At 58.3% G+C, this 25,158-nt stretch carries 27 protein-coding genes and 1 other RNA gene; 11 read left to right on the top strand and 17 right to left on the bottom strand.

The features are described from left to right. The first annotated feature begins 139 nt into the window (after nt 1–139). The 5 genes from LQ220_RS07070 (at nt 140) to LQ220_RS07050 (ending at nt 2,455) form a co-directional block, all read left to right on the top strand. Nucleotides 140–745 (top strand): hypothetical protein, encoded by a 606-nt coding sequence (locus LQ220_RS07070; protein ID WP_230187609.1) that lies wholly within the window; start codon nt 140–142, stop codon nt 743–745. A 51-nt stretch (nt 746–796) separates the two neighbouring features. Next, on the top strand, nt 797–1,195 hold the full coding sequence (locus LQ220_RS07065; RefSeq protein ID WP_230187608.1) for a phage holin family protein: 399 nt from the start codon (nt 797–799) through the stop codon (nt 1,193–1,195). Further along, the gene (locus LQ220_RS07060) at nt 1,192–1,578 is read left to right on the top strand and encodes a hypothetical protein (protein ID WP_230187607.1); all 387 of its coding nucleotides are present in this window, start codon (nt 1,192–1,194) and stop codon (nt 1,576–1,578) included. The genes LQ220_RS07065 and LQ220_RS07060 overlap by 4 nt, the downstream gene beginning before the upstream one ends. After that, nucleotides 1,562–2,095 carry a hypothetical protein gene (locus LQ220_RS07055; RefSeq protein ID WP_230187606.1) on the top strand — a complete coding sequence of 178 codons (534 nt, stop codon included), beginning with the start codon at nt 1,562–1,564 and terminating at the stop codon, nt 2,093–2,095. Before LQ220_RS07060 ends, LQ220_RS07055 begins: the two co-directional genes overlap by 17 nt. Nucleotides 2,096–2,236: 141 nt before the next feature. Next, entirely contained in the window at nt 2,237–2,455 is a 219-nt protein-coding gene (locus LQ220_RS07050; protein WP_230187781.1) for a DUF4170 domain-containing protein, read from the top strand. A 4-nt stretch (nt 2,456–2,459) separates the two neighbouring features. On the opposite strand, the gene LQ220_RS07045 is transcribed toward LQ220_RS07050, so the two are convergent. The 6 genes from LQ220_RS07045 to carA form a co-directional block, all read right to left on the bottom strand. Further along, nucleotides 2,460–3,137, bottom strand: coding sequence for a rhomboid family intramembrane serine protease (locus LQ220_RS07045; protein WP_230187605.1), 678 nt, complete (start codon nt 3,135–3,137; stop codon nt 2,460–2,462). 37 nt (nt 3,138–3,174) lie between these two features. After that, entirely contained in the window at nt 3,175–3,651 is a 477-nt protein-coding gene (gene greA / locus LQ220_RS07040; RefSeq protein WP_230187604.1) for a transcription elongation factor GreA, read from the bottom strand. A gap of 80 nt (nt 3,652–3,731) precedes the next feature. Continuing rightward, on the bottom strand, nt 3,732–7,070 hold the full coding sequence (gene carB, locus LQ220_RS07035) for a carbamoyl-phosphate synthase large subunit (RefSeq protein WP_230187603.1): 3,339 nt from the start codon (nt 7,068–7,070) through the stop codon (nt 3,732–3,734). Next, nucleotides 7,063–7,746, bottom strand: coding sequence for a hypothetical protein (locus LQ220_RS07030; protein WP_230187602.1), 684 nt, complete (start codon nt 7,744–7,746; stop codon nt 7,063–7,065). The genes carB and LQ220_RS07030 overlap by 8 nt, the downstream gene beginning before the upstream one ends. A 36-nt stretch (nt 7,747–7,782) precedes the next feature. Next, entirely contained in the window at nt 7,783–8,154 is a 372-nt protein-coding gene (locus tag LQ220_RS07025; RefSeq protein WP_230187601.1) for a ribonuclease E inhibitor RraB, read from the bottom strand. After that, on the bottom strand, nt 8,151–9,335 hold the full coding sequence (carA, locus tag LQ220_RS07020) for a glutamine-hydrolyzing carbamoyl-phosphate synthase small subunit (RefSeq protein WP_230187600.1): 1,185 nt from the start codon (nt 9,333–9,335) through the stop codon (nt 8,151–8,153). Before carA ends, LQ220_RS07025 begins: the two co-directional genes overlap by 4 nt. Before the next feature lie 155 nt (nt 9,336–9,490). On the opposite strand from carA, the gene LQ220_RS07015 reads away from it, so the two are divergent. The 6 genes from LQ220_RS07015 to LQ220_RS06990 all read left to right on the top strand — a co-directional run bounded on the left by LQ220_RS07015 (nt 9,491) and on the right by LQ220_RS06990 (nt 16,094). Beyond that, nucleotides 9,491–9,943, top strand: coding sequence for a GatB/YqeY domain-containing protein (locus LQ220_RS07015; protein ID WP_230187599.1), 453 nt, complete (start codon nt 9,491–9,493; stop codon nt 9,941–9,943). Between the two features lie 42 nt (nt 9,944–9,985). Further along, on the top strand, nt 9,986–10,402 hold the full coding sequence (locus LQ220_RS07010) for an endonuclease domain-containing protein (protein WP_354957240.1): 417 nt from the start codon (nt 9,986–9,988) through the stop codon (nt 10,400–10,402). Continuing rightward, nucleotides 10,399–12,270, top strand: a complete 1,872-nt coding sequence (dnaG, locus tag LQ220_RS07005; protein WP_230187598.1) for a DNA primase — start codon at nt 10,399–10,401, stop codon at nt 12,268–12,270. The genes LQ220_RS07010 and dnaG overlap by 4 nt, the downstream gene beginning before the upstream one ends. 36 nt (nt 12,271–12,306) lie before the next feature. Continuing rightward, a complete protein-coding gene (rpoD, locus tag LQ220_RS07000; protein WP_230187597.1) occupies nt 12,307–14,355 on the top strand; it encodes an RNA polymerase sigma factor RpoD in 2,049 nt (682 codons plus the stop codon). Between the two features lie 143 nt (nt 14,356–14,498). Continuing rightward, complete coding sequence (locus tag LQ220_RS06995; protein ID WP_230187596.1) at nt 14,499–15,167, top strand: hypothetical protein; 669 nt, start codon at nt 14,499–14,501, stop codon at nt 15,165–15,167. Nucleotides 15,168–15,251: 84 nt separating this feature from the next. Beyond that, nucleotides 15,252–16,094, top strand: a complete 843-nt coding sequence (locus LQ220_RS06990) for a MoxR family ATPase (protein ID WP_230187595.1) — start codon at nt 15,252–15,254, stop codon at nt 16,092–16,094. A gap of 8 nt (nt 16,095–16,102) precedes the next feature. On the opposite strand, the gene LQ220_RS06985 is transcribed toward LQ220_RS06990, so the two are convergent. The 11 genes from LQ220_RS06985 to LQ220_RS06935 all read right to left on the bottom strand — a co-directional run bounded on the left by LQ220_RS06985 (nt 16,103) and on the right by LQ220_RS06935 (nt 25,100). Continuing rightward, on the bottom strand, nt 16,103–16,414 hold the full coding sequence (locus tag LQ220_RS06985; RefSeq protein WP_230187594.1) for a (2Fe-2S) ferredoxin domain-containing protein: 312 nt from the start codon (nt 16,412–16,414) through the stop codon (nt 16,103–16,105). Next, nucleotides 16,411–16,971 carry a J domain-containing protein gene (locus tag LQ220_RS06980; RefSeq protein WP_230187593.1) on the bottom strand — a complete coding sequence of 187 codons (561 nt, stop codon included), beginning with the start codon at nt 16,969–16,971 and terminating at the stop codon, nt 16,411–16,413. The genes LQ220_RS06985 and LQ220_RS06980 overlap by 4 nt, the downstream gene beginning before the upstream one ends. A 62-nt stretch (nt 16,972–17,033) precedes the next feature. Then, nucleotides 17,034–17,413, bottom strand: an RNA gene (gene rnpB, locus LQ220_RS06975) — RNase P RNA component class A. A 29-nt stretch (nt 17,414–17,442) separates the two neighbouring features. Further along, a complete protein-coding gene (locus LQ220_RS06970) occupies nt 17,443–18,141 on the bottom strand; it encodes an N-acetylmuramoyl-L-alanine amidase (RefSeq protein WP_230187592.1) in 699 nt (232 codons plus the stop codon). After that, a complete protein-coding gene (locus tag LQ220_RS06965) occupies nt 18,138–19,052 on the bottom strand; it encodes a DMT family transporter (protein WP_230187591.1) in 915 nt (304 codons plus the stop codon). The genes LQ220_RS06970 and LQ220_RS06965 overlap by 4 nt, the downstream gene beginning before the upstream one ends. 41 nt (nt 19,053–19,093) lie before the next feature. After that, nucleotides 19,094–19,930: a protein-glutamate O-methyltransferase CheR gene (locus LQ220_RS06960; protein WP_230187779.1), complete on the bottom strand. Its 837-nt coding sequence runs from the start codon at nt 19,928–19,930 to the stop codon at nt 19,094–19,096. A gap of 35 nt (nt 19,931–19,965) precedes the next feature. After that, the gene (locus tag LQ220_RS06955) at nt 19,966–21,039 is read right to left on the bottom strand and encodes a chemotaxis protein CheB (protein WP_230187590.1); all 1,074 of its coding nucleotides are present in this window, start codon (nt 21,037–21,039) and stop codon (nt 19,966–19,968) included. 48 nt (nt 21,040–21,087) lie between these two features. Next, the gene (locus tag LQ220_RS06950; RefSeq protein WP_230187589.1) at nt 21,088–21,453 is read right to left on the bottom strand and encodes a response regulator; all 366 of its coding nucleotides are present in this window, start codon (nt 21,451–21,453) and stop codon (nt 21,088–21,090) included. A 92-nt stretch (nt 21,454–21,545) separates the two neighbouring features. Further along, the gene (locus LQ220_RS06945) at nt 21,546–21,980 is read right to left on the bottom strand and encodes a chemotaxis protein CheW (protein ID WP_230187778.1); all 435 of its coding nucleotides are present in this window, start codon (nt 21,978–21,980) and stop codon (nt 21,546–21,548) included. Beyond that, on the bottom strand, nt 21,980–24,361 hold the full coding sequence (locus LQ220_RS06940) for a chemotaxis protein CheA (RefSeq protein WP_230187588.1): 2,382 nt from the start codon (nt 24,359–24,361) through the stop codon (nt 21,980–21,982). Before LQ220_RS06940 ends, LQ220_RS06945 begins: the two co-directional genes overlap by 1 nt. A 70-nt stretch (nt 24,362–24,431) precedes the next feature. Then, a complete protein-coding gene (locus tag LQ220_RS06935) occupies nt 24,432–25,100 on the bottom strand; it encodes a histidine phosphotransferase family protein (RefSeq protein ID WP_230187587.1) in 669 nt (222 codons plus the stop codon). Between the last annotated feature and the right edge of the window lie 58 nt (nt 25,101–25,158).

The raw sequence follows: 25,158 nt of genomic DNA, 5'->3' as shown, positions 1-25,158 counted from the left end.
TTCGTAACGAAAGCGATATGATAATGGCGCGGGATGTTGAATGTGGTAACACTTACGGAACCGTTACCGATGGTAAGCATTGAACGAGCGAAGATGCATCGCAAGGTGCGTGGCGCACAATACGCAAAAGGAACTGAGCATGGCTGATCCGCTGAACCCCCTGAACGGCAACGATGTCACCACCTCTGCCAAGCGGACCGCATCCAACACAGCAGCAGAGATTGACGGCGCGGCAACGAAGATCGCCGCAGACGCCAAGACCACTGCCCGCAAGGTTGCTGCCGACGTCGAAAGTCGGACAGCAGGCAAGAAAGGCGTGAAGGAAACCGTGAAGGCGAGTGCCGCTTCCGTCAAGGCAGCGGCGGTCAAAGCTACGGAAAATGTCGACTGGAAGGCGCATGGCGAACAGTTGAAGGATCAGGCGACCAAGACGGCGCGCAATGCCGCTGACGCGGCCAAGGAGAAGACCGGTTCGGCAATGCAGAACCTGTCTAAACTCATTTCCGATACCGCCAGCACGGTCGATGCGAAATTGGGTCCGCAATATGGCGATTACGCCCGCTACGCCGCCGAAGCGGTGGCCGGTGCGGCGAAGTCGCTGGATGAAAAGGACGTCGATCAACTGGTCGGAGACGCGCGCGATTTCGTGCGTAAGAGCCCGGCAGTTGCCATCGGTGCAGCAGCGGTTGTCGGCTTCGTGCTGATGCGTTTGGCCAAGGGTTCGGATTCTTCCGATAAAGCTTGAACGTAGCGGGTTGGTTGCAATCCGACGGAGCAAAACTGTGCGAATGAAATTATGACCGTCGAGATTACGCCGGAAGATTTGTCGTCCCATGCGGAGAACGAGTGGGTATCGCAGCCTTCGGAAAGCGATGACTCAATCGGTGTCGTATTCGCAAGGCTTGTAGATAGCGGCAAGGATTATGCTCAGGCTGAAGTCAATCGGCAGCGTTTCAAGGCAGGTGTCATTGGTTCAGCGGCACGGGATGTTGCCATTCTCCTGGGTCTTGCCATCATCCTCGTCTTCGCTTCGATCGTCTCCTTGCTCGTTGGCTTGATCATCGCTCTTTCGCCCATGCTGTCACCCATCGGTGCAACAGCGGCAGTGGTGGGCGGAGCGCTGATCGTTGCAATCCTGTTGGCCCTTGGTGCCAAATCTCGCGTTGGGAAAACAAAGCAGGCACTCAAGTCGTGAATGATCGCATGGACTATCGCGACGTTGCCGCTCTTGCTGATGCCAAAAAGGCGCGGTTTTTGGAAAATGTCGGTATCGCGCGGCTTCGGGTCAGCCCCGCGCGCCTGAAGTCCGATGCCAAGGCAGGCATCAAAAACGCAACAAATAGTGCAGTAGACAAAACCAAACGCACCGTCCGGGAGCATCCAATTGCAACAACCGTTGCAGGCTTCGGCTTATTTGCTTTTGTCTTTCGGCGTCCTCTTTGGGCCCTGATTATTTGGGTCAAAGGGCGCCGTTCCGGTGCCACAGACGACGCCGGAGCGACCGACCAGAATTTCGTACGAACACATCCCGCAACAACACAGCCTCAACCGGAGATCTCTGATGAAGAGCGATATTAACGAGAAGCTCGATCGAGCACGTGGCTATGCGGCGGACACCGCCGAAGTCGCTTCCGACAAGTTTAAAGAAGCACGCGACGTAGCCAGCGAAAAACTGGCCCGGTCGAAAGAAAAGGCCGCAGTGCTTTACAGCGATGCGCGCGACAAGTCGTATCACGCCGCCGATCGGGCAAACACCTTCGTACAGGAGCATCCCATTGCGGCCACTGCAGCCGCGGCCGTAGCAGGCGCCCTCGTCGCCGTGATCTTTCCAAAAGGTCGGGCGCTTTTGCGCTCCGCCCCTGGCGCGCTGGCGGCTATGGGTTCTCATGTGAACAAGGCAGCGCATGATGCTCTGGAAGTGATCGAACATCGTGCCGATGATGCCCGTGCAACGGCCAGCAGTGCCGCATCGGAGACACGGTCTGCAATCAGTCACGCCGGTTCGAAGGTAGCCGATGTGGCGGATGCCGCCGTCTCTCGCGCCAAAGATGCGCTCACCGCAGCCAGCAAGGCAGCCGAAAAGCTGCGCAAGTAAGGCGCTTTTTTGAGCGAATTCCGCGACTAGCAAGGCCGGGTTTCTCGTGAACCCGGCCTTTCTTTATGGTCGCTGCACTTGGAAAATCATGTGCTGGCTGCTACCGGCATGGTCTTCTCCCGGGAAGCAAGGATAAAGCCATTGAGCAAGATGCATCTGGTTATGGGCGGTCGTGTCAAAGACCCGCAGACCCTAGAATTTGAAGATTTGAGCGCCATCGATCTGGTGGGCGTGTATCCCGATTACGCCAGTGCAGAAAATGCGTGGAGAGCGGCTGCGCAGCGTACCGTGGACGATGCTGAAATGAAGTATGTCGTGGTGCACTTGCATCGGTTGCTGGAACCCGATCAGCCAAAGTAAACAGCTATCGTTTGTTCAACCCGATCGGTCCCTTGCGAAAACGCAGATGCAGGATCGGTCGGGTCAGGACGAGACCGGCAACAAATCCGCCGATATGAGCGCCAACCGCTATCTGGCCCAGTTCCGTCCCCCCGCTGCCGGAAGTGGCCAAGGCGATCATCAACTGGATGATCGTCCACCCTGCCGCCAGCCAGGCTATACGCACTACATTGGCCGAGAATGGCCCGATGGCGCACACCTTCTGATGGCTGTACATCAGCGCATATGTTCCCAGCAGAGCCGAGATAGCTCCACTCGCACCTACCATCGGGGCCATGCCGGTCGGATTGAGCGCCCATTCCGCAGCCGCCGCAGCGTACGCCCCTAAAATATACAGCAGCAATAGCAGCTTGGAGCCGAGCACATGCTCCACATACCGGCCGCAAAACATCAGCATCAACATATTGAAGCCAATATGCATCCATCCGCCGTGGACCAACGTGGCGGTAACCGGGGTCAGAAACGCCGGAACATATACCGGTCCCAATGCATGCGCGAACGCACCCGGATTACTAATGCGGGCCGGAATGAAGCCACCCACGATCGCGGCATAGTCGATCTGCCCCAGCCCCCAGGTCAGGACGAACAGGCCAACCGTAACGACTGCCAGCCAGTTCGTCATCCGGCCTGACGGGAGCTTCACGACCCTGCGCCCGGCACGATCAGATTAGCCCGCTGGTTCAAACGAACGCGATCTTATCGACCAGATAGAATTTTTCGCCAGCGGGGACGGTCACTTCGACCTCATCGCCCTTTTGCCGTCCGATCAACGCACGACCCAGCGGGCTATTGTACGAAATCATGCCCGACTTGGCATCGGCCTCCGCCTGACCGACGATCTGATAGGTCACCGGCTTATCGTCTTCATCCATCAGCGTGACCGTCGCGCCAAACACGATCTTGTCGCCCGACAAAGTCGTGGGGTCGATGATCTGCGCGCGCGAAAGCTTGTCTTCCAGATCGGCGATTGTCGCCTCAACCTGGCCCTGCCGTTCCTTGGCTGCGTGATATTCGGCATTTTCAGAAAGGTCGCCATGGGCACGCGCTTCCTCGATCGCATCGACGATCAACGGACGCTCGGCTTTCAGTTCCTTCAACTGCGCCGTCAGCTTTTCGTAGCCGATCATCAGCATCGGCATCTTTTCGGCGGTCGCCATCTACGTTCCTTTGTCAAATATTCCCTTTGGCGGCCCCTCCGTGCGATGGGCCGTCAGCAGCTTTACTGAAGTGCAGGGATTCAGGTCAGCGACCCGGAATAATAGGATTGCAAGGACCGAACTTCAAGGGGACGGGCCAGTAAAGCCTCAATCGCATCGACAGCCGCCACACTGGCCGCAGCCGTCGTAAAACTCGGAATCCTCTGTTTCAGTGCACAAGCCCGGATCGACTGACTGTCCTTTAGCGACTGCCACCCTTCGGTCGTATTGAAGATCAAATCCACACCGCCGTCGGTAATGCGGTCGACGATATGCGGACGTCCCTGCGCAACCTTATTAGCTGTTTCGACAGGAATGCCATTTTCCTCAAGGAAGCGGGCGGTTCCCCCGGTCGCTATGATGGCAAAGCCCTGCGCCACAATCTTGCGCGCGGCGGGCAGGATGACGGCCTTGTCGCTGTCCTTGACCGATATGAACACGGTGCCCGAAGTCGGGAGCATTGTCCCCGCCCCCATTTGCGCCTTGGCAAAGGCCGTCGCGAAATCGCCGTCGATGCCCATGACTTCGCCGGTCGACTTCATCTCCGGCGAGAGGATGGGATCGACACCGGGGAAGCGCGCGAAGGGAAAAACCGCTTCCTTCACGGCGACGTAATTGATCTTGTGGCGATCGATCTGCGGCAAGTCGCGCAGCATTTCGCCCGCCATCACGCGCGCCGCAATCTTGGCGATGGGGGTGCCGATGGCCTTGGCGACGAATGGCACCGTCCGGCTGGCGCGAGGGTTGACTTCGATGAGGTAGACGTCGCCATCCTTGACCGCGAACTGGATGTTCATGAGGCCGCGAACCGACAGCGCCCTTGCCAACACGTCGGCCTGACGGTCGATCTCGGCAATGATCTCCGCAGACAGGCTGTATGGGGGCAGCGAACAGGCGCTATCGCCGGAATGGACGCCCGCTTCCTCGATATGCTGAAGCACACCCGCCACGACGACATCCTCGCCATCGCACAGCGCATCGACATCGACTTCGATGGCATCGCGCAGATACTGGTCGATGAGGACCGGAGAGTCGCCCGACACCTTCACGGCGGTCGTAATATACTCCTCAAGCTGCGCCTGACCGTCGACGATTTCCATCGCCCGACCGCCCAAGACGTAGCTGGGGCGCATCAGCACCGGATAACCGATGCGATTTGCCACCGCGATGGCTTCTTCCCGGCTGCGCGCGATCCCGTTTGCAGGCTGCTTCAACTTCAACTTGTCGATCAGCGCGGCAAAACGCTCGCGATCTTCGGCCAAGTCGATGGCGTCGGGCGATGTACCCAAAATCGGGATGCCCGCGTCTTCCAGCGCCTGTGCCAGCTTGAGCGGGGTCTGCCCACCGAACTGCACGATCACGCCGACGAGCTTTCCATTGGAACGCTCGACGTCGAGGATTTCCAGAACGTCTTCTGCGGTCAGCGGCTCGAAATAGAGGCGGTCCGACGTGTCGTAATCGGTGGAAACCGTTTCCGGATTGCAGTTGACCATGATCGTCTCATAGCCCGCCTCTTCCAGCGCGAAGCAGGCATGGCAGCAGCAATAATCGAACTCGATCCCCTGCCCGATCCGGTTGGGACCGCCGCCGAGAATCACGACCTTGTTACGCTCGCTCGGCATCGCCTCATTTTCAGGCTCGCCAAAGCTGGGCGCTTCGTAAGTCGAATACATGTACGGCGTTTTCGCTTCGAACTCCGCGGCACAGGTGTCGATGCGTTTGAAGACTGGGCGCACACCCAGTTTGTGCCGCAGGGCGCGCACTTCGGCCTCGGTGATCCCGCCGGTCATCGCGACGACGGCTTCGCGGATCAAACCCGACCCGCCAGCCACCGCCCGCGACATGCCGGGGCGCAGATTGGCGGACTTGAGCGCCAGCCACGCCAACCGCTTGTCGGAAAAGCCCATCGCCTTAAGCCGACGCATGGAATCGGCATCTTGCGGCAGGCCATTGTCGAGCACTTCCTGCTCGGCATCGATGATTTCCTTGATCCGCTCCAGGAACCACGGATCATATTTGGCGATGGCGTGTATTTCCGCGACGGTCAGCCCTTCGCGCAACGCCTGCGCCGCGACCAGCAGGCGGTCAGGCGTCGGCTGAGACAAGGCCGCGATGATATCGTCTTTGGGCGCGCCGACCAGATGATCGACGATGTTGAACCCGCTCAGGCCCGTTTCCAGACCGCGCAGCGCTTTCTGCAGCGACTCATGGATCGAGCGGCCGATAGCCATCACTTCGCCCACAGACTTCATCGCGGTGCCGAGCAGCGGCGCTGCGCCCTTGAACTTCTCGAACGCGAAGCGCGGGATCTTGGTCACGACATAGTCGATGGTTGGCTCGAACGATGCAGGTGTCGCGCCGGTAATGTCGTTGGTAATTTCGTCCAGCGTGTAGCCTACGGCCAGCTTCGCTGCGACCTTGGCAATCGGGAAGCCCGTCGCCTTCGACGCCAAAGCCGATGAGCGCGACACGCGCGGGTTCATCTCGATAACGACAAGACGCCCGTCCTTCGGATTGACTGCGAACTGTACGTTCGAACCGCCTGTTTCCACACCGATTTCACGCAGCACCGCGATACTCGCGTTGCGCATGATCTGATATTCCTTGTCCGTCAGCGTCAGCGCCGGGGCGACGGTGATGCTGTCGCCGGTGTGGACGCCCATCGGGTCGATATTCTCGATGGAGCAGATGATGATGCAATTGTCCGCCTTGTCGCGGACGACCTCCATCTCATATTCTTTCCAGCCGAGCAGCGATTCCTCGATCAGCACTTCGGTCGTCGGCGAAGCGTCCAGCCCGCCGGTCACGATGGCGACGAATTCCTCGCGGTTATAGGCGATCCCGCCGCCCGTGCCGCCCATCGTGAAGCTGGGACGGATGATCGCGGGCAGGCCGGTGAACTCCAACCCTTCCAGCGCTTCCTCGACCGTATGGGCGATGCGCGAGCGGGCGCTTTCCAGCCCGATCTTGTCCATCGCGTCGCGGAACTTGATGCGGTCCTCCGCCTTGTCGATGGCTTCGGCATCGGCACCGATCATCTGACAGCCATATTTCTCCAGCGTCCCATCGTTCCACAGCGCCAGCGCCGTGTTCAGCGCCGTCTGCCCGCCCATCGTCGGCAGTACCGCGTCGGGCCGCTCTTTCTCGATGATCTTCGCGACGATCTCCGGCGTGATCGGCTCGATATAGGTCGCGTCCGCCATGTCCGGATCGGTCATGATCGTCGCGGGGTTGGAATTCACCAGAATGATCCGGTACCCCTCTTCCTTCAGCGCCTTGCACGCCTGCGTCCCCGAATAATCGAACTCACACGCTTGCCCGATAATGATCGGGCCTGCGCCGATGATGAGGATGGATTGAATATCGGTACGTTTAGGCACGGGCAGTTCCAAGGAAAAAGGCCACAAGAGCAGTGAAAAATTGGGTCAATCCAGCTATGGCGCTGGCTCGTTCGAGGTTTGCAAAAATCAGATCCGCTTGTGGATCGGGAGCCTCTGTCAAAACTAATGCCGACTGGATGTATGCGCGCGCTTGCGTAATTTCCCATCCATTACCGGCTGGCTCAATTGCTAAGCGCCTATCAGCCTCTCTGAGTAGTATCGCAAGGTCTTCTTTTCTGACCGAGTCCAACTTAAAATTGGCAGGAATTCCTGTCCAAGTAGTACTTTCAAAGGAGATACTCTGTAAATGCTTTAAGGCTCTTTCAAAGCCGGCAAATCTACATGCATCCGACAAGACTGATTTATGTTCGCTGATAAAGACGGGCATTCTGGAACCGGGCGTGTAAAAATTTAGCCCAATTTCAATATCGTAATCTATTTGCATCAGAACACCCATTTCATGGTGATCTACCGTTGCCAGGTCTAAAATATCGACATCTGGATCGATTTCATAAATTACGTCGGCTTTTGCCAGAGCGCCCAGTGAAACCCGAAATTCCTGATCAGAAATTTGAGTGTCAAAATAACGACGATAGGCCTCAACGAGACTTCGTTCGTTCACGAAGTCACTGTCGTTGAGTAATAAAGCTACAATACGCGCTTCAACAGAAGCCATTGAAGCTCCCCGTAAAATAGTAGGCACAGGCACAAATCAATGCATCGCCCCCGTCTGCGCTTCGCATCCCCAGCCGTCATATTCCACGTCGAACATGATTTCGATCTGGAGGCATTTGCGGGTCAGCGCGCGGATCGATTCCTCGTCGACGGCCTGTTCGCATTCCAGGAACAGGTAAGGCTCGCCGTCATCCTCGCCTTCTTCGCGGTCAAGTTCGACGAAACCGAACTGGCTGGCGGCTTCGGCAAGGCGTTCCAGATCCTTTTCGCTGCCCCGGAAGCTGACGTCCACGGCGCGCGGAGTCTTTGCCTTGTCGCCATTGGCGGCGAGGTTGGCGAGGACGTCCTTGTCCGCTTCCCATTCCTCTTCCAGCCGCGCAGGATCGACCTTGGGCAGTTTGATGCTCATGCGTCCGCGCCCTGGCTCTGGAGGCCTGCCACGAACCGCTCGAACAGGTAGAAGCTGTCCTGCGGCCCCGGTGAGGCTTCGGGGTGATATTGCACGCTGAACGCGCGCTTGTCGGTCAGTTCCAGCCCGCAATTGCTGCCGTCGAACAAGGATACATGTGTCGGCTTAACATTGGCGGGCAACGTGTCGGTGTCGACCGCAAAGCCGTGGTTCATGCTGGTGATTTCGACCAGACCGTCGGACAGCCGCTTGACCGGATGGTTCGCGCCGCGATGCCCCTGATGCATCTTCATCGTCTTCGCGCCTGCCGCCAGCGCCAGCAACTGATGCCCCAGACAGATGCCGAAGATCGGTACGTTGGCATCCAGCAGGCTGGCGATCACCGGCACGGCATATTGCCCCGTCGCGGCGGGATCGCCCGGACCGTTGGACAGGAACACGCCATCGGGATTGTGCGCCATCACGTCATCCAGAGACGCGGTCGCGGGCAAGACGGTAACCTTCGCACCGGCCTTTACGAGATTACGGAAGATGTTGTTCTTCGCGCCATAATCTATGGCGACGACATGGGGGCGGCTGGCGCTACCCTCTCCGTTCGTGCTGTACCCGCTGCCCAGCTTCCACTCTCCGCCGTCCCATGCGCGGCTTTCCTTGCCCGTCACTTGAATGGCGAGGTCCATGCCTTCCAGCCCCGGCCATGCCTGCGCCTTGGCGATCAGCGCGGGCAGGTCGAAAGCGCCTTCAGGATCGTGCGCGATCACGGCATTGGGCGCGCCCTTCTCGCGGATCATCCGGGTCAACGCGCGGGTATCGACGCCGGAAATACCGATGCGTCCGTTGTCCTTCATCCACTGATCGAAAGGTAACACGTTGCGGAAGTTGCTCGGCTCGGTCACGTCCTGCCGCACGACACAGCCCAGAGCGAACGGCATGTCCGCTTCCACATCGTCCAGATTGGTGCCGACGTTGCCGATATGCGGGAAGGTGAAGGTCACGATCTGCCCGGCATAGCTGGGGTCGGTCATCACTTCCTGATAGCCGGTCATCGCGGTGTTGAAGCACACTTCACCGACGGCATCGCCGACCGCGCCGAAACCGCGCCCGAAGACGCAGGTGCCGTCCGCCAATACCAATACCCCGCTCGCTCCTTTGGGCACGTTGAGGGTCTTGGCATCTGCCATTGCGAGCGGTCCTTTTTTGCTTTTGATAGGGGCCCGTCTGCGGCGGGTTAAACGGCCGGTCACCTATGCCGGTGGGACCGTTCGGTCAACTCCTGTTAAAAATCTCTTTTCTCGTTATAGCTGTTCGTTTCCGCCAGACAGGAACTATTTTTCCGATGATTCGTGACGCCATAAAAGCCGCCCAGATCGAAGCGATGAAAGCCGGAGACAAGGAACGCCTTGCCGCCGTGCGGCTGATTTCCGCGAAATTGAAGGACCGCGACATCGAACTGCGCACCGCTACGCAGGTGCCGGAGGACGATGCCATCGTCGTGGACGTGCTGCAGAAGATGGCGAAGCAGCGCCGCGAATCGATCACCATGTTCACCGATGGCGGCCGCGATGAGTTGGCTGCGAAGGAGCAGGCTGAACTGAGCGTCATCGAAAGCTTCCTGCCTGCGCAAATGAGCGAAGAGGAAACCCGCGCCGCCATCGAAGGCATCAAGGCAGAAGTCGGCGCGACGACGCCCAAGGATATGGGTAAGGTGATGGCCGTCCTGAAGGAACGCCACGGCACGGTGATCGACATGAGCAAAGCCAGCGGGCTGGTGAAGGCAGCGTTGAGCTGATCTAAACTCCCCTCCCGCTTGCGGGAGGGGTCGGGGGAGGGCATGTTCGCAACACCTGCTATGGACAAAGCCTACAACCGCCCCACCGCCCGCGCTCGCGAACTCCGCAGCAACGCAACCGACGCAGAACGCCTGCTGTGGACGCACCTTAGCGCAAGAAAAACTGGAGGAATCCGGTTCAATAGACAGGTCCCCATCGGCCCATTCATTTGCGACTTTGTGTCGCGAAGCCTTCGCTTGGTGATCGAAGTCGATGGTGGGCAGCACAGTGCGGACACCGACGCTAGCCGCACCCGGTTCCTGGAAGACAGCGGCTTCATCGTCATACGTTTCTGGAATAACGAGATATTGTCGAACATCGAAGGCGTGGTGGCTGAAATAGAGCGCGTAATTCGTGACATGCCCTCCCCCAACCCCTCCCGCCCGCGGGAGGGGAGCCTGTTGCGCAAACGCTCATGAGCCTCACCCCGCAATGGCTGGACGAACTGCGCGCTCGGACGACGCTTTCGACGCTCATCGGCAAAAGCATCAAAGTGCAGAAGGCCGGGCGCGAGTATAAGGCCTGCTGCCCGTTCCATAATGAGAAAACGCCCAGCTTCACGATCAACGACGAAAAGGGTTTCTACCACTGCTTTGGTTGCGGCGCGCATGGGGATGCGATCCGCTGGATGACGGAGCAGCGCGGCCTGCCCTTTATGGACGCCGTGAAGGAACTGGCCGCGACGGCGGGGATGGACGTCCCTGCCGCCGATCCGCAGGCAGCCAAACGGGCCGAAAAGGCGCAGACCCTCCATGACGTAATGCAGGCTGCACAGGACTGGTTCGTCGCGCAAATGGGCGGTGCCGAAGGCAATTTCGCGCGGGACTATCTCAAGACGCGGGGAATGCGCGCCGACACGATCAAGGCGTTCGGCTTCGGCTACTCGCCCGATGCGCGTGGGCGGTTGAAAGAGGCGCTCAAAACGCATGGTGAGCCGCGCCTGATCGAAGCGGGGCTGTTGATCGATCCCGAAGCGACGGGCGACGCCAAACGCGACAGCTACGACCGTTTTCGCGGCCGTTTGATGATCCCGATCCGCGATCCGCGCGGTCGGGTGATTGCTTTTGGCGGACGCATATTGGGCGTGGGCGAACCCAAATATCTCAACTCTCCCGACACGCCGTTGTTCGACAAGGGTCGCACCCTCTACAATCTCGACCGCGCGTCGCCTGCTTCGCGTCAGATGGGCCGGGTGATCGTCGTCGAAGGCTATATGGATGTGATCGCACTGGCGCAGGCCGGGTTTGCCGAATGCGTCGCGCCGCTGGGCACCGCTTTGACCGAGCATCAGATTGAGCGGCTGTGGAAAATGGTCGAAGTGCCGGTGCTATGTTTCGATGGCGACTCTGCAGGTCAGAAGGCAGCTATTCGCGCCGCCATGCGCGCCCTGCCCCTGCTGCGCCCCGGCCACAGCCTGGCGTTCGCGACCTTGCCGCAGGGGCAGGATCCTGACGATCTGGTTCGTGCTTCGGGCGCTGCGGCATTCGAAACCGTGCTGGGGGATGCCGAACCGTTGGTGGACCGCCTGTGGAATCACGCCATTGCGTCGGGTCCGCTGGATACGCCGGAACAGCGTGCCGCGCTCAAGCAAAAGCTGGCGGAATATACCGAAGCGATGACGCATGGCGACGTGCGCGCGCATTACACCCAGATTTTCCGCGAGCGGCATGACGCCCTCTTTTTCGCCCGGCGCGCTTTCACGCCTAGCGCTCCCCGCCCGCAGCGCGGCGCGATGGATCGCAAAGGCCAGTGGAAGCCACCCATCGCTCCGCCCATCAGCGAGACGCGCGCGATTCGCGCCAGCGGAACCGAGGGAATGCTTCTGTGCGGGGTCATTGCCGGACTGTTACGCTATCCTGACCGGATAAAAGAGCATCAAGAAGAACTCTCGACACTGCGAATCGCTGATTCGACCTTGGCTAAGCTTATGGAAAAGCTGTTGTCGGGCGCATTACGCGAAGAAAGTGTTGAAACAGATGGCCTCCTTACCATATTGGGGACAGGTGAATTGTATAATAGGGCGAAAGGGCTGCTCCGGGCCGACGCGCTTACGTTCACTTTTACCCGAAAGAAGGCCGATGAGATTCGCGCTCGACGCGATCTCGATGAGGCCATTCGAGTAATCGCGGCAGGACCGGAGATTGATGCGGCATTGGCTGATGCCACCCGTGCCATGGGCGAAACGCTGGATGAAGCAAGTTATCTGCATCAGCAGAAACTTCGCGAATTGAAAGCGGACCATGAGCAACGGCTGGCGGATCTGATGCAGCCCGAAGACACAGTTTAGCGGTTCCTCTGCGAACCACGGGGTTAAGGCGAGTACATGGCGAGCAAGGCTAATAAAGGCACTACCACCGAAGATACCGATACCGGCGATGCACCGCTGCTCGACCTCAACGAAGCATCCGTAAAAAAGCTGCTCTCGCGTGCCAAGAAGCGCGGCTACATCACCTATGACGAACTGAACAACGCTTTGCCGCAGGACCAGATGTCCTCCGAGCAGATCGAGGACGTGATGTCCGCGCTCAACGACATGGGCGTCAACATCGTCGAAAACGAAGAAGCGTCGGAAGACGGCGACGAAGAAAAGCAGCGTGAAGACGAGGCCGCCGACGATGAAGCCGATGACAGCGAGGACGAAGGCTCTCGCCCGGTAGCGGAAAAGAAGAAGGAAACGGTCGATCGCACCGACGATCCCGTTCGCATGTATCTGCGCGAAATGGGCGCAGTCGAACTGCTGAGCCGCGAAGGCGAAATTGCAATTGCCAAGCGGATCGAAGCCGGTCGCGACACCATGATCCTGGGCCTGTGCGAAAGCCCGACGACGTTCAACGCGATCATCGAATGGTCGACCGCTCTGAACAACGGCGAAATGCAGCTTCGTGAAATTCTCGATCTGGACGCGATGCTGTCGAAAGACCCAGCGCCGGAGAGCCTAGAAGAAGGCGCAGAGGACGACGACGGCGAAATCAGCGCCAAGACTGCCGGCCCTTCGTTCAAGGAAGAGGAAGAGCCTGAAGAGGCCTCCGCCGATGCGGACGAAGACGAAGATTCGATGACCGAACGCCGCGCGCCGCGCGTCGAGGAAGACGATGAGGAAGACAACACCCTCAGCCTCGCGCAGATGGAAGAGCAGCTCAAGCCTATCGCGCTGGAGAAGTTTGCGACCATCACCGATATCTTCCGTGCCTTTTCCAAGGCGCAGGAATCGCGCCTGAATGCGATGGCCAATGGCGACGCTTATTCGGCCAAACACGAAGCGAAGTATCAGCAACTGCGCGAAGATCTGACTGCGCAGGTCGAGAGCGTGCAGTTCCATCAGCAGAAGATCGAATATCTGGTCGATCAACTTTACGCCTATAACCGCCGCCTGACCGCGCTGGGCGGTCAGATGCTGCGTCTGGCGGAGCGCCATAAAGTGCCGCGCAAGGATTTCCTCGACCGCTATATCAACCATGAGCTGGACGAAGGCTGGATGGCCAGCGTTGCCAATCTCGACAAGAAGTGGACGGCTTTCGTCACCAACGAAGGCGCGGCGGTCGATCGCATTCGCAACGAAGTCGGCGAAATCGCTCAGGCGACCGGCATGGCGCTCAGCGAATTCCGCCGCATCGTTAACATGGTGCAAAAGGGCGAACGTGAGGCGCGTATCGCCAAGAAGGAAATGGTCGAGGCCAATCTGCGCCTCGTGATTTCCATCGCAAAGAAATATACTAATCGCGGCCTGCAGTTCCTGGATCTCATTCAGGAAGGCAATATCGGCTTGATGAAGGCAGTCGATAAGTTCGAATATCGTCGCGGCTATAAATTCTCGACCTATGCGACATGGTGGATCCGTCAGGCGATCACCCGGTCGATTGCCGATCAGGCACGGACGATCCGTATCCCTGTCCACATGATCGAAACGATCAACAAGCTGGTCCGCACCAGCCGCCAGTTCCTGCACGAGCAGGGCCGCGAACCAACGCCGGAAGAAATGGCCGAGCGTCTGTCGATGCCGCTCGAAAAGGTCCGCAAGGTGATGAAAATCGCCAAGGAGCCGATCTCTCTCGAAACGCCAATCGGTGACGAGGAAGACAGCCATCTGGGCGACTTTATTGAAGACAAAAACGCGATCATCCCCGTCGATGCTGCCATTCAGGCGAATTTGAAGGAAACCGTGACGCGCGTTCTGGCATCGCTCACGCCGCGTGAGGAACGCGTGCTACGTATGCGCTTTGGTATCGGTATGAACACGGATCACACGCTGGAAGAAGTCGGTCAGCAGTTCAGCGTGACGCGCGAACGTATTCGCCAGATCGAAGCAAAGGCGTTGCGCAAACTCAAGCACCCTTCCCGCAGCCGCAAAATGCGCAGTTTCCTCGACCAGTAAACCGGCTTGAAAATATTGCTGTTCTTTTACACCGTTTAACTTGGTCTTTACCCCCCTCTGCGTAAGTCTAGGCAGGTAATTGCCGGTCGGCAGGCGGCTATTTGTTTGCCGCCCCGTCCGACCCGGCGAATTTGGGGTTAGTAATGGGCACAGCGGTTCCGCGCAGTTCAGAGGGCGATGTCGGCAACGTAATCGCCGCGCTTGTTGCCGCAGACGGCACGGGCGCGCATGTCTATGCTCATCCGGCAAGCGCGAGCCGACTGGCGGCATCGATCGCCAATCTGGCTGATGCCGCGCACTATCTGTGCATGCTGCATGGCAGGCACCCTGGCGTAATCGATCATGCAGCGTCACGCACGGTGGATAACGCCGCACGGTCATGGTTGCTCCAGGCTTCCGATGCTTTCGCTGCGGAACGCGCATTTCTGACGCAGGTGACCGTTGCTGTCGGTCCACTGCCGAGCACGTCGGGGCAGGATCAATGCGACGCGACTGTCCTGCAACAACGTCATGCTCTCGACATGCTCGCGCAATCGGATCGCCGAGGCTGCGCCATGGGCGCTGCCATCGCACTCGTGCTGGACTGGCGCGCTGTTCGTAAAGTTCTGGAAGTGGCGGCGCTTCGCGTCGGCATCGAACCACCCCCCTCGCTTATCCCGACATCCTCTGCGACCCTCGCGGTTGCCAAGGCTCTCGGTACAGATGAAAATATTACCCGTGCCTTGCACTTCGGTGCCCGCCAGTTGCTTGGCCAGCACCGCGGACTGTGGGATTTGCTTCAGGCCCGCGCGAGCATTCGCCAGCAAAGCTAATTGCATGAGGCAAGCCCTGTGAGGCTTGCATGCTGCTGCCTCCGCCCCTAGTCCAAATGCGTTGCAATGGAGGACGGACAGATCATGCGTTTTGAAGGCACTCCCGATTATGTGGCTACGGCTGACCTAAAGGTTGCCGTTAACGCTGCCATTCTCCTTCGCCGTCCACTTCTCGTCAAAGGCGAACCGGGCACCGGCAAAACGGTATTGGCGCAGGAAATCGCGACGGCCCTCGGCGCGCCACTGATCGAGTGGAACGTGAAATCAACGACGAAGGCGCATCAGGGCCTCTACGAATATGACGCAGTTGCGCGTCTTCGCGACGGACAATTGGGCGACGAGCGCGTCCACGATATTTCCAACTATATCCGCAAAGGCAAATTGTGGGAGGCTTTCACGTCCCCCACCCTGCCCGTCCTGCTAATCGACGAAATCGACAAGGCGGACATCGAATTTCCAAACGATCTGTTGCAGGAACTCGACCGGATGGCGTTCCATGTCTATGAAACAGGCGAGACGATTGCGGCGCAGGAACGCCCAGTGGTCATCATCACGTCAAACAACGAGAAGGAACTGCCCGACGCATTCCTGCGCCGCTGTTTTTTCCACTACATCAAGTTTCCCGATCGCGAGACGATGCAGTCGATCATCGACGTTCACTTCCCCGGCATTCAGAAAATCCTGGTGAACCGCGCGATGGATATATTCTACGATATTCGCGACGTGCCGGGTTTGAAAAAGAAGCCTTCGACATCCGAACTGCTGGATTGGCTCAAGCTGCTTATGGCTGAAGATTTGCCGCTCGATACGCTCCAGTCGCAGGATAGCAGCAAGGCTATTCCCCCCTTGCACGGCGCATTGTTGAAGAATGAGCAGGATGTGATGATGTTCGAAAGACTGGCTTTCATGTCACGCCGCAAGGGGTGAGGTGACGATCATGCTCCGGTCTCGACCAAACCCAATTCTGCGGCAAGAGCGTCAAGATCCGCACCTGGCTTAACGAGCAGCCAGTCTCGGCTGGCTGCACCGTTCACAACCGTCACAGCGCCCTTGGGACAAATGCCAAGACAACCGACGTCCAATATACCGGCGTCGCCTTTTCGTCCTTTTTTTAACGACAGATGCTTCTTGAGCGCCTTGCCGAGCGGTTGATTGCCCTTGGGTCCAAAGCCACCATCGACTTTCTTGGAGCATTTGCGACACACCAGAATGGCGGTTTTCCAGTTGGACCGCACACTGGCTTTCACGCGCGGTCCCCAGCCGAAGACCCAGTGGGTTTCCACGTTCTGCGCTCCTCCGCGACGCGCAGAACATCATATGCCGCCTGAATGGCCTGAAACCGCTCGGCCGCATCTTTGTCGCCGGGGCGGACATCGGGATGGTTGACCTTGGCCAGACGCCGCCAGCTTTTGCGCACGGCCTCAAAATCGGCGTCGGTTTCAAGTTCCAGCACCGCGAGCGCCCGCATCTCGTCCCGCGACCGCGTACCATCCCCAGGGCCGCCCCAGCCGTAGAAGGCACTACCCTGAAACCCGCCGGCGTCACGCTGCTCGGCTTGCTCGCGTGATGCACGCTCTTCCGCATCCAGTCCTTGAAAATAGTCCCAGTTGCGGTTGTATTCGCCCGCATGTTCGGAACAGAAATACCAGCGCTCGGGGCTGTTGGGAGACTTGGGTGCGGGGCAGTTGCCGGGGCGGTCGCACCCATGGCGATCGCACATGCGCACCTGCTGCGCTTCCGATGCCGCACCATAGCTGCGCCATCGGGGGAAACCCCAGTCGTTCGATCGTTTTGCTCTGGACATCGCGCCAATGTAGCCGCTGCGGCACCTCAAAGAAAGGAAGTGAGCAAAAGAAACTCGTACGAAGTGCCAGGGGGCCTGTAAGCCGGGTTCTGTCCATCATCTTGCGATGACTGGGCGACCATTCCTCTAGGACCATGATCGCTCATGGCCTCAAGCAACCAACCCGGGCGGTCCAGGCCGAAAAATGCCTTGGCGATTGCTCGCCGCGCCGCCCCTATTCGGTCTTGCTCCCGGTGGGGTTTACCATGCCGTCGCCCGTTGCCGGGGACGCGGTGCGCTCTTACCGCACCCTTTCACTGTCACTGGACCGAAGTCTTAGCGACCTGCTCTCTGTTGCACTGTCCCTGAGGTTACCCTCGCCAGCCGTTAGCTGGCACCGTCTTTTCGTGGAGCCCGGACTTTCCTCGCCGTATTCCTACGCCGCGGTCGCCCGGCCCCCTGGCCGCTATGCCCCTAGCGCGGTTTTTTGTGTCAGTCATCCCCTCTTGGCTTGGGGAGCAACAGCGCCAAAAGGATGGCCCGACATTCGCCATCCACGATCCCGTCGATCAGTTCGGGCCGAAAACGTCGCTGAAACGCAACAACCGCCGCCGTTTGATCGGTGATATCATAACCAAAGCGTTCGAGTGCGAGCATAAACCCGCTGTCGGTCCAGTGCGGGTCCATCAAATTTTTGGTCGGTCGCGGCAAGGCGAGCCGCAGACGCGCGAGTGTGTGCCAGGGAAACAGTTCGCCCGGGTCTTGCTTTCGCGCAGGGGCAATATCGCTATGGCCGACGACATTGCCTCGGGTAATCCGATAGCGCTGCACGATATCGTTTACGAGCGGTACCAGAGCCTGCATCTGCGTATCGGGGAAAGGTCGATAGCCCCATTCATGGCCCGGATTGACAATTTCTATGCCGATGCTCGCCGAATTAATGTCCGACACGCCCCGCCAGTGCGACTTCCCAGCGTGCCACGCCCGCTTATCCTCGGCCACCATTCGGATGATCTTGCCATCTTCCGTGACGACATAATGCGCGGACACTTTGGATTCTGGGTTAGCGAGCCAGTTGATGGCGCTCGCGGCGTCCGGCATGCCTGTATAATGCAATACTAACAATGATATCGGTGCGCTACGCTCATCGAAGTTAGGCGATGGGGTGTCGATCATGCTGGTATCGGTCACGCCGATACCTCGATTATCTGGCCACGTTTAGCGGTACGGATCGTTAGAATTGCTACACCTATCAGCACGAACACTCCTCCCAACATCATCATCCCTGTGATCGGCGTGTCGAATATCACAGACGATACAATGATCGAGAGCAAAGGCGCAATCAAGGTATATGGCATTACGGCGCCAATTGGATGCCTCTGGACAAGCCAAGACAGTCCGCCATGACCGATCAGTGTCGATCCGATTGCTGAGAATGCTATCCACCCTAATCCAGCGATTGGAAGCGACGCCAAATTAGCCATTGCCAGTGGTTCCAATAGCATAGCCAGCGGCCCCAATATCCCGGCGCCTGCAAGTCCAAGCCAGGCGAACAGCGTTGTGATGCGTATATCGCGCATGTGGCGCGTCAATAGCGAACTGATCGCCCACATAAGCGCAGACAGCGCCATCAGCGTAAGGCCTAGCAACTCATGCAAGACCGCGGGATCGAAGCCCACGATCAAAACACCGGAAAACGCGAGGATCAGCCCGACGATGCGAGGGAGCCGTATCTGCTCCTTCAGGAAAATGACGGATAGCACCACAGCAAAGGGGGCGCCCAATTGGCTCGCAATGACCAACGCGCCCACATTATCCGAAATCGCCAATGCCACGTTGATCGGGATGTAGAAAAGCGCGCCGGTCAGTACAGCGTATAGCCCGACAAGCCGCATCCTACCAGGCACCCACCGGAGAAATGGGATACAAACCAACGCCACCAAAGCTTGACGAAGGAAGGCCGCAGTCAAGGGCGATGTCATCTCAATGGCGAACTTGACCGCGATGACGTTCAGCCTCCACGCCACGTTCATCGCAACAATAATGGCCCAGTCACGCGCTCCAAAGTTGCGAGGAGAAACGGGATTTTGAGCAGGAGGCATACGCTCTCCCTAACTCAAATGCTTCCGTAAGACAGGCTAATTCAACGCGCGCGGCGAATAGTATGTTCAGCCACCTCGCCAAGGCCGCCACGGCGTTCATAACTTCCCCGAAACTCGCGGCTGGACAGGAAATCATCGGTCTGGCCAATGACGGTCTCGCCCGCACCAAGCATGAGATAGCCACCGGGGCGACTATACTGCGCCAGTCGATCAAAAACCTTGCGCCGCATTTCCAGCGAGAAGTACAAAAGCACATTACGGCACAGGATCAGATCATAATGCCCCCCCGGTACTTTGGGCTCTAGAAGGTTATCGGTGCGGAAATCGACCATGCGACGTAAGTCTTCGTTGATCTTCCAGTCGTCACCGACCGGCTCAAAACAGGCAAGAAGGTCGGTGATCGCAAGTCCGCGCTGCACATCGATCTGCGAGAAAATACCCGATTGCGCCCGCGCGATTGCAGCGGTCGAAATATCGGTGGCCAATATGCTGATACGCCATCCGCGCCATAACTCCGCATTCTTCTGAAACTGAATTGCCAGCGAGTAAGCTTCCTGCCCAGTCGAGCATCCTGCGCACCAAACACGTAAAACCTTGTCCGGACGAGTGGCCTGAATATGGGGCAGCAGTTCACGGGAGATCATCTCGAAAGTCTGCAAGTCGCGAAAAAAGCTGCTTTCGTTGTTCAGCAACGCATTGACGACATCGTCGCTCAGTTGCCGCTCGATCCCCGATAGCAACCGAGAGACAAGTGCTTCCAGATCGGTCAGGCCATTAGCTCGCAGTATCGGCTTTAGTGCAGTTTCGATCCTCCAGATGCGGTTTTCAGACAAGATCTGCCCGGTGCGCGATTCGAGCAGGCCCGCAAGAACGCGCATTGCGCCCGTGAAGGTGGTGCAGGGGGCAGCGTCGCTCACGCCATGACCATCGAATGCTGTGCAACAAACGCCATAATTTTCTCCGGCGGTAGCAAAGCGGTGGCCAACCCCGCGCGCGCTACGGATCCGGGCATGCCCCAGACAACGCTGGTGGGTTCGTCCTGCGCGATTATCATCCCGCCGGCGTCGACGATATGACCGGCACCGACCGTCCCGTCCCTCCCCATACCCGTCAGGACCACGCCAGTGGCCGTAGAACCATAGCATCGCGCCATTGCCATAAACATAGGATCGACCGCTGGGAGCGCACTTAACGGCGTCCGGTCGGCGGAAAGCGCGACGATGATCTGCCCATTCCAACTGCGACGACATCCCAGGTTGGCCTCACCCGGCGCGATATATACCTTGTCGGGGGTCAACACCTCGCCATCCTCTGCGACCTTCACAGGCAGGTTCGTCATGCGTGCCAGTTGTTTCGCGAAGTAAGGAATGAACGTTGGCGGCAGATGCTGCGTGATCAGGATCGGAACACCCAGCGGCGCGGTCATCCCGGCGAACAATTGGCCCAGAGCGTGTATGCCTCCGGTAGACGCGCCTACGCCCAAACAGGAAATGTTGCTGTGCCCGTTATCAGCCCGTAGACGTATCGAAGCGGGAGTGTCTTCGTGTTCCGATCCTACGATCCGAACGATCCGCCCGAGCAATGCACGAGCGAACTGATCGCCAAAAGATCCGTGATCGGGCTTTGAAAGGATATCGCTCGCGCCAAGCGCAAGAGCTTCGACCGCTTTAGCGCTGCCCTCTTCGCAAATTGCCGACAATATGATGACTTTCGCTCCTCGCCCGGCCTTTAGAATAGCAGGAAGAGCAACGATCCCGCTCTGCCCTGGCATCTCTACATCCAGCAAAACAAGATCGACCGGCTCGCGGGAAAGAGCATCCAGCGCTTGTTGGGCGTTGCTGGTTTTTTGGGTTACGACAAAGCCGCCATGAGCCGCCAAGATGCGCTCCAGAACCGTTCGAGCGACCACAGAGTCGTCCACGATCAGAACGCGGTATGGCGAACCTTCCTTACTGGTCCGTGCAATCGCCGTGATATCTGAGGACATGGGTGAGAACCTTAAGACTGCGGCAACAAGCAATGCGACAAAGGCAAGTTAGATAATGCCGACGATCTGCAACTTGCTTTCCAACGTGTCTCGATCGAATGGCTTCATGACATATTCGTCTGCGCCTGCTTCAACCGCCGCCTTGATATGGCCAAGTCCGTTTTCGGTTGTGCAGAAAATCACCTTGGGCCGCGCCGCCATCTTGGTTCTGGAGAGTTCCTGGAGGAATTCCATGCCGGACATGACCGGCATGTTCCAGTCCAGCAAAACCACGTCAGGGATGGATGCTTCGCACTGGGTAAGGGCATCCCGACCGTCGCATGCTTCCGTTACGTTGATGTCGAGCGACTCCAGTATATGGCGCGCAACTTTACGGATAACCTTTGAGTCATCTACGACGAGGCATTTCTTCATGGAGCCAGACCTTTTTATGGCATTTCAATGCGTAAACAGAGGGGTAGCGTTGAAAACTGAGAGAATCGTAAACGACTTCATATCTTTCGCAGTTATGCCGCCAGGGTGAGCGCGGGATCGATGAAGCTTGCTAACGATACCAGTAGATGCGGCTCTCCTTCGTTTTCCACAATCGCTTGGGCAAACGGCATCCATGCTGGCGAAAGACGTCCACGCAGCGGCAACGGGCCTTCGGATACGGTGCAAATGTCACTGACGCCCTCGACGATCAGGCCGTAGCTATGACTGCTGATGTCAGCGATAATTGCCAGTTCGCGTTGCTCGTGGGGGGTTGGAACGCCCCTGATCAGCGCAGCGACGTCGATCATCGTCAGCACGCGGCTGCGAAGCGCTGACAAGCCCGCGATGTGAGGCGGCATGCCGGGCACGGGCGATATATCCGTCAGTTTGACGACTGCCTCTATTTCCTCGGTCCGCACCGCAATTGGAGTGCCGGCGACACAGGCGAAAAGATAAAGCTGGTTCATCATGCCACGCCCCCCCGCCGAGCGGAATCGATCGCTGCCATCACTGCGTTACGATCATAGCGGTAGATGCTGCGATCTTCATTGCTGTGCGGTTTCGTTGCCGATCGAAGTTGAACGATGGGCCGATCCGTAGACAGAGCCTTGGCAGTATCCGCGTTCACACACAGGATAACATCGTCTGGCCGAAGAGCATGGCCCTCTGGCATTCCAATCAGCACATCATATCCTGCTTGTTTTAACAGCGGCGACAGGATCTCCTTCGCCCAAACATCGTCACTTTCAGCAAGAATGCACCGCGGGACATCGATCGGCGCGACCGGTTCGTCGGGAACGCCAGCAAACAGAGTGAAAGGGTCAAGAATTTCCAGATGGGCATCGTCGATAAGCACGACCCCGCTTATCAAGCCTTCCGACAGGGCCATGTCCGGAGTAGACGGCACCTGCACAATATCGGTGACGCGAGCAACGGGGTAGCACACTTCCCGGTCGCCATCGCGCAGGCGAAGAGCCGTTACCGTTGGCTGGTCGAATGTGTGATGTCCGTTCGCAACCCGCAGCAAGCGCCCGTCGACGTGCACAAATGCCTTCCCGCCGGACAGGCCGAACAATCCAGTATCTATATCCTCTACCCGCTCGACTAACGAGAGCCGCACCAGCCGCTCCTCACCCGTCAGTTCCTCGAACCGCAGGGTGCTGAGCATTTCGATAGGACGGGCTTCGGGCTTGCCCAGATCGACGGCCTGATTCCCCCTATCTTCGTCGACATTGGAGAGATTGGCGGTATTCGCCAACCCCCCGGCATCGAGCAGCAGCATGGGTTGGCCGTTATCCGGCAGTGTCATCCCGGCATACATACCTGTCGCCATGATGAGCGGAGAGGCAGGCCGAATTACCAATTCTTCGTGATTGTCCACACTCGCCACGCTCATTGCGAACGGGACACCAGACGTTGAACGAACGACCATAACCGTGCGGGGGCCAGCCTGATAATGGCGAGGCAGGCCAAGCACATCTTCAAGATCGATCATCGAATGCCGCGTGTTACGAATGGTTGCGATACACGCCCCTCCGATCCGGGCGATCGACAATGTTGCATTGTTTTCATGGAGAATTTCGACAATCGCAGAGCGCGGAATAGCAAATTGCTGTCCGCCAGCAGTCACGATCAGGCCGGGGATGATAGTAAGGGTCAAAGGGACACGCAGAGTGATCTTCAAACCCCGGCCCGGCTGGTTCTCAAGTGCAATGACGCCGCCGATCCGCTCGACATTGGCACGGACCACATCCATCCCGACGCCACGCCCGGAAACAGCCGTCACCGACTTGGCCGTGGACAACCCGGGCAGGAATATAAGGTCGAGTTTTTCCTGCTCGGTCATGCGCGCTGCCGTGTCTGGCGTCACCGTGCCATTCTGCACCGCCTTGCGAACGAGCGCATCGGTATCGATACCTTTGCCGTCGTCGCTTATCTCAATGACGATCTGATTGCCCGATTGACGCGCCACCAGACGAAGCGTCCCATGCTCCGGCTTTCCAGATGCAGCTCGCTGAACGGGCGTCTCAATGCCATGATCGATGCTGTTACGAACGATATGCGTAAGCGGATCGAGCACCATCTCGACCATTTCGCGATCCATTTCGACATCGCCGCCCTCCAGGTCGAGGTCGATGCGCTTACCCAGTTCCCGACCCAAATCGCGCACCATCCGAGGAACAGCAGCAAACAGACGATCGACCCGTTGCATACGTGTCTTGGAAATTGCGTCCCTCATGTCGGCAACGCAGGTGGACAGTCGCTCGAATGCGCTGTCGATGTCGGGATCGGATATATGGTCACGCAACTTGCGGGAAAGCTCATTGCGCGCCAGCACCATGTCGGACACGCCATTCATCAATTGATCGATCAGCGTAAGCGGCAAGCGGATCGTGCGTAGGGAGTTGATTGAAGATCCACTTTTTTGCAGTGGCGGTGCAGGGCTTCCCACGGTGGGAACGGTCTTTCCCGCCACCGCACTATCCTGCCGCAACGCTGCAATGAGCAGGTCGTCATTCTCGGATGGCAAAGAAACGCCGGAGGCCACCGCTTCTGCCAGCTCACCGATGCGATCCATTACTGCAAGCACAGCATTGACGGTGGCCGGGTCAGGGACGCTGCGGCCGGAACGTATCTCCGAAAGCACGTCTTCGGCCGCGTGACTAAGGCGTTCGAAACGCGGCAGGTTCAGGAACCCGCAGCTTCCCTTCACGGTGTGAAAGAACCGAAATATGGAATCGAGGCGATCGCGATCCGACGGATCGGCTTCCCACTCGACAACGACCCCGGCCAACGCTTCCAGCGTTTCCTGCGTTTCCGAAATAAATTCGCCGAGTAATTCGTCCATCTACCCCGTCCGATGCATCCACTTGGGCACATCATTGGAGAAATGTAGTTAAATCAGCGTTAAAGCATTGTCAGGAAACCGGAACTGCCATCGGTAAACTCACCCCGAAAAGGAGCACCGGATCGCCGGGCTGGGACAGCATGACGTCGCCTCCCGCCCGCTCTACGAGCGTCCTTACCATCCATGCCGCAGCCGTACGTGCAGAGAGCCCTTCGCTCCCAAGCGAGCCGCCCAGAGCCGCGCGCAATTCAGGATCCAGAATGACTTTCGGGCCTTCTGCACGGACAACAATTTCCGTGATGCTGGCACGTTGTTCCGCGCCGATATCCAGTTGGCCACCCCGCACCAGTGCGTCGCCCGCGATCAGGGCGAGGTTAAGCAGTATCTTGGCGGGCAGTTTCGGCAGACTGTCCTCCGAAACCATCCAGCCGAGCTTTACCCGACCCGTCGCTGCAAACATCCCCTCGATGGCGGTTTGTGCTTCGCTGGCAGGGACGCTGTCTCCGTAACCCCCGGCAGATCCGAAGGCCAGGCGGAAGAATTTTAGCTTATTGGCCGACGTTCGCGCACTGTCGCCCAATAATTCCAGGCAACGCTGGCGCATTTCCGGGTCGGTCTCGTCGGCCATTAATTCCAGGCCGTTGTTCAGCGCACCGACGGGGCTGAGCAAATCATGGCACAATCGCGAACATAGCAGCGCAGCAAATTCAAGGCTTTGGTCGTTCGGCAGATCGGTCATGCTAAGGCTTCCGGGCGGATCGAGAAACGGGCCTGCGTATAGGCAACAGATGGGCCCT

The organism is Sphingobium sp. CECT 9361 (genome assembly GCF_918741285.1).
Lineage (GTDB): Bacteria > Pseudomonadota > Alphaproteobacteria > Sphingomonadales > Sphingomonadaceae > Sphingobium.
This window is presented reverse-complemented; position numbering and strand designations above follow the sequence as displayed.